The organism is Streptomyces xingningensis (assembly GCF_054957865.1).
In genome coordinates, this window is the sequence record NZ_JBDJPF010000128.1 from 1 (window position 1) to 4,887 (window position 4,887).

2 protein-coding genes are annotated in these 4,887 nt (G+C 72.1%); both read left to right on the plus strand.

Going from position 1 to position 4,887, the window contains the following annotated elements; all coding sequences use genetic code 11:
- Window positions 1-3,570: SDR family NAD(P)-dependent oxidoreductase (locus tag ABCR83_RS32135; RefSeq protein ID WP_462698793.1), on the plus strand; the 3,570-nt coding region annotated here is incomplete at its 5' end.
- 26 nt (window positions 3,571-3,596) lie between these two features.
- Window positions 3,597-4,887, plus strand: a 1,291-nt coding sequence (locus tag ABCR83_RS32140) for a type I polyketide synthase (protein WP_462698794.1), incomplete at its 3' end; no start/stop codon positions are given.

Below are 4,887 nucleotides of genomic sequence, written 5' to 3' on the forward strand. Positions count from 1 at the left end.
GGGGCGGTGCTGGTGGAGTGGGTGTTGCGGGCCGCCGACGAGGCGGGCTGCGCCATGGTCGAGGAGTTGGCGTTGCAGGCCCCGCTCGTGCTGCCCGAGTCCGGCGGGCTCCAGCTGCAAGTGGTCGTGGGCGCGGCCGGTGAGGACGGGCGGCGCGAGGTGAAGGTGTTCTCCCGCGCCGACCACGAGGGCGACAGCATCTGGGTGTGTCACGCAGTCGGCGCACTCGCGCCGGAGGCGGACGCGCCCGCCGAAGGACTGAGCGGCACTTGGCCGCCGACAGATGCCGAGCCGGTGGACGCCGGAGACTTCTACGCCCGGACGAGCGCGGCCGGTTATGACTACGGGCCGGCGTTCCAGGGCGTACGGGCGCTCTGGCGGTACGGGGCCGACCTGCTGGCCGAGGTGGAACTGCCGGACCGGGCCGGTGCCGCTGACGGGTTCGGTGTCCACCCGGCGCTGCTCGACGCCGCGTTGCACCCCCTGCTGTTGATCGACCCGCCCGGCGAGGGCCGCCTATGGCTGCCGTTCGGCTGGAATGGGGTGTCGCTGCGGGCGGTCGGGGCCACCCGGATACGGGTCCGGCTGTCCCGGCGGAACACGGCGGGCGATCCGGATCTGCGGGTCACCATCGCCGACGCCACCGGTACCCCGGTGATGGATGTGGAATCGCTGGTGCTCCGTACGGCCGCCACCGACCAACTGCTGCCCGCCACCGGGACCGACGGCCTCTACGCCGTAGACTGGATCCCGCTGCCCGAGCCCGGCACCGTTCACCTCGGAGCGAAGCCGGTGACGCTCGGCCGCGATATGCCGGACCTGGCCACGCTGGCCGGGTCGGCCGAGGTTCCCCCGGTGGTGATCGCGCCCGTCGAGCCGACCGGGGGCGAGAGCGGCCTGGACGTTGCCGTGCGTGCGCTGGCCCTGGCGCAGGAGTGGCTGAACGGGGCCGCGTTCGCCGATGCCCGGCTGGCCATCGTCACCCGGCACGCCATGGCCACCGGCGAGGCCGGTGACGTGACCCCGGCGGCCGCGAGCGTATGGGGCCTGGTCCGCAGCGCCCAGTCGGAGAACCCGGGCCGCTTCCTGCTGGTCGACACCGACGACCTCGCCTCCGCGCACCTCCCGGACGCGGTGCGCAGTGCTGCCGCGGCCGACGAGCCACAGTCGGCCCTGCGCGGGGAACGGGTGCTCGTACCGCGCCTGACGCGTGCGGGCGCGCCCGTGGACCTGGCCCCGCCGACCGGGGAACCCGCCTGGCGGCTGTGCACCGCGGGCACGGCCACGCTGGACAATGTGACGGCCGTGCCCAACCCGGAGGCACTGGCGCCACTCGGCCCCGGACAGGTACGGATCTCGGTGCGCGCGGCCGGGCTGAACTTCCGCGATGTGCTGCTGGCCCTGGGGATGTACCCGGACGAGGGCGAATTCGCCGGCAGTGAGGGCGCCGGGATCGTGCTGGAGACGGCACCCGATGTGACCGGGCTCGCCGTCGGCGACCGTGTGATGGGACTCTTCGAGGGCGCGTTCGGCCCAGTGGCCATGGCGGACGCCCGGATGCTCGCCCCGGTGCCGGAGGGCTGGAACCACCGGGAGGCCGCCGGAATCCCGGTGGCGTTCCTCACGGCCTGGTACGGGCTGGTGGACTTGGCCGGGCTGCGCTCCGGCGAGTCGGTGCTGATCCACGCGGGCACGGGCGGCGTCGGCATGGCGGCGGCGCAGATCGCCCGCCACCTGGGCGCGGAGGTCTTCGCCACGGCCGGCCCCGGCAAGCACCAGGTGCTGGAGGAGATGGGCATCGACGCCGCCCACCGTGCCTCGTCCCGCGACCTGGAGTTCGAGACGGTCTTCAGGAAGGCGACCGGCGGCCGGGGCGTGGATGTGGTCCTCAACAGTCTCACCGGCGACTTCACCGATGCCTCCCTGCGGTTGCTGGCCGAAGGCGGCCGGATGGTGGACATGGGCAAGACCGACAAGCGCGACCCCGCCCAGGTGGCCGTCGAATATGGAGGCGCCCGGTATCGGGCGTACGACCTGGTGCCGGACTCCGGCCCGGACCGGGTGGGCGAGATGCTGGCCGAGCTGGGCGAACTGCTCGCCACGGGCTCGCTGCGTCCGTTGCCGGTGCGGGTGTGGCCGTTGTTGCGGGCACGTGAGGCATTGCGTTTCATGAGCCAGGCCCGGCACACCGGCAAGCTCGTCCTGGACGTCCCCGCAGCCCTGGACCCGGACGGCACCGTCCTGGTCACCGGTGGCACCGGGGTGCTGGGTGCTCTGGTGGCCGAACACCTGGTGCGGGCGTGTGGAGTGCGGCACCTGCTGCTGGTCAGCCGCAGCGGCCCGGATGCGCCCGGTGCACGGGAGTTGACGGCCCGACTGGGCGACCTGGGCGCCCACGCCTCCGCCGTGGCCGCCGACGTCGGCGACCACGCGGCCATGGAGCAGCTGGTCCGGGATGTGGACCCGGCCCACCCGCTCACCGGGGTGATCCACGCCGCCGGTGTACTGGACGACGCCGTATTGACCGCCCAGTCGCCCGAGCGGTTTGGCAAGGTATGGGCGGCCAAGGCCACGGCAGCCGACAACCTGCACGCGGCCACGGCCGGGCTCCGCCTCGGCATGTTCGTGGTGTTCTCCTCCGCCGCGGCGACCCTCGGCAGCCCAGGGCAGGCCAACTACGCGGCCGCCAACGCCTATTGCGATGCGCTCATCGAACGCCGGCGCACCGCCGGGCTCACCGGCCTGTCCGTGGCCTGGGGCCTGTGGGAGGCCGCGAGCGCCATGACCGGACACCTCGGCGAGACCGACCTGGCCAGGATGAAGCGCACCGGGTTCACCCCACTCACCACCGAACGCGGCCTCACCCTCCTCGACAGCGCCCGCAGACACGGCCGTTCCCACCTGGTGGCGGTCGACCTCGACACCAGGACCCTGGCCGCCCGGTCCACGGAGCCCGCCTCCCCGCTGCTGCGGACCCTCGCCACCCGAGCCACCGGCGGACGGAGCAGGCCCGTCGCATCCGCCACGGCCGAGACCGAAGGCTTCGCCGACCGGCTGCGTGCACTCTCGCCCGCCGAACAACACCGCCTGCTGCTCGGCCTGGTGGGCACCCACGCCGCCGGAGTCCTCGGTCACAGTGACCTCGACGCGGTGCGCCCCGGCACCTCGTTCAAGGAACTCGGCTTCGACTCCCTCACCGCCGTGGAGCTGCGCAATCGCCTCTCGGCGGCGACGGGCCTGCGGCTGCCCGCAGCTCTCGTCTTCGACTACCCGGAGGCCACCGCGCTGGCCGACCACCTCCGCGGGCAGCTCGGGCTCGACGGCGACACCGCACGAACGGAGGACGCGATCGACCCCCTCCTCGCCGAACTGGGCCGAATGGAGGGCGCGTTGGCGGAACTCGCCCTGGACGAGGACGCACGCGGCCTGCTCACCCGGCGGCTCAACGGGCTGCTGTCGAAGCTCAACCACGGCGGCACTGCCGGGCCCGTGGCCGATGTGCCGGATCTTGACGCCCTCGACTCCGTCTCGGACGACGAGATGTTCGAGCTCATTGACCGGGAACTGTGACCTTCGCGATGGAGAAGTGACTTTCGATGTCGAGTACCGAGGAGAAGCTTCGCCAGTACCTGAAGCGGGTCACGGTCGACCTCGGCCAGACCCGCAAGCGCCTGCGCGAGGTGGAGGAGCGAGACCAGGAGCCGGTGGCTGTTGTCGGGATGGCGTGCCGGTTCCCGGGCGGTGTGGGTTCCCCCGAGGATCTGTGGGAATTGCTCGCTTCCGGTGGAGACGCCATCGGTGAATTTCCCGACGACCGTGGCTGGGACCTGGAAGGGCTGCTCCACCTCGACCCTGATCACCCGGGCACCAGCTATGTCAACCGGGGCGGCTTCCTGCGCGACGCCACCGGGTTCGACGCCGGGTTCTTCGGCATCAGCCCGCGCGAGGCCCTGGCCATGGACCCGCAGCAGCGGGTGCTGCTGGAGACCGCCTGGGAGCTGTTGGAACGGGCGGGCATCGACCCGGCCTCACTGAAGGTCACCCGCACCGGCGTCTACATCGGCGCGGGTGTCCCCGGCTTCGGCACCTTGCACCTGGACCGGAACGTCGAGGGATACCTGCTCACCGGCAACGCCCTCAGCGTCCTGTCCGGCCGCGTCTCGTTCACCCTCGGCCTGGAAGGGCCCGCGGTCAGCGTCGACACGGCATGCTCGTCGTCACTGGTGGCGATGCATCTGGCCAGTCAGGCGCTGCGGCAGGGCGAGTGCTCGCTCGCGCTGGCCGGGGGCGTGACCGTGATGGCCACACCCGGGATGTTCACCGAGTTTTCTCGGCAGCGTGGGCTGGCGCCTGATGGGCGGTGCAAGCCGTTTGCGGCGGGGGCTGATGGCACTGGTTTCTCGGAGGGCGTCGGCTTGGTGCTGCTGGAGCGTCTCTCCGATGCGCGGCGCAATGGTCATAAGGTGCTTGCCCTGATCCGGGGTTCTGCTGTCAATCAGGACGGTGCCAGCAACGGCCTCACCGCCCCCAACGGCCCATCCCAGGAACGCGTCATCCGGCAGGCCCTCGCCGGCGCCGGCCTCGCGGCGGCCGAGGTCGATGCGGTGGAGGCCCACGGCACGGGCACCACCCTCGGCGATCCCATCGAGGCCGGGGCGATCCTCGCCACCTACGGCAAGGACCGGCCGGAGGGGCAGCCCCTGTGGCTCGGCTCGGTGAAGTCCAATATCGGGCACCCGCAGGGCGCGGCCGGCGTCGCCGGAGTCATCAAGATGATCATGGCGATGCGGAGTGGGATGCTCCCGGCCACTCTGCATGTGGACAAGCCCACCCCGCATGTGGACTGGTCGACGGGTTCCGTCGAGCTGCTGACGGAGGCGACGGACT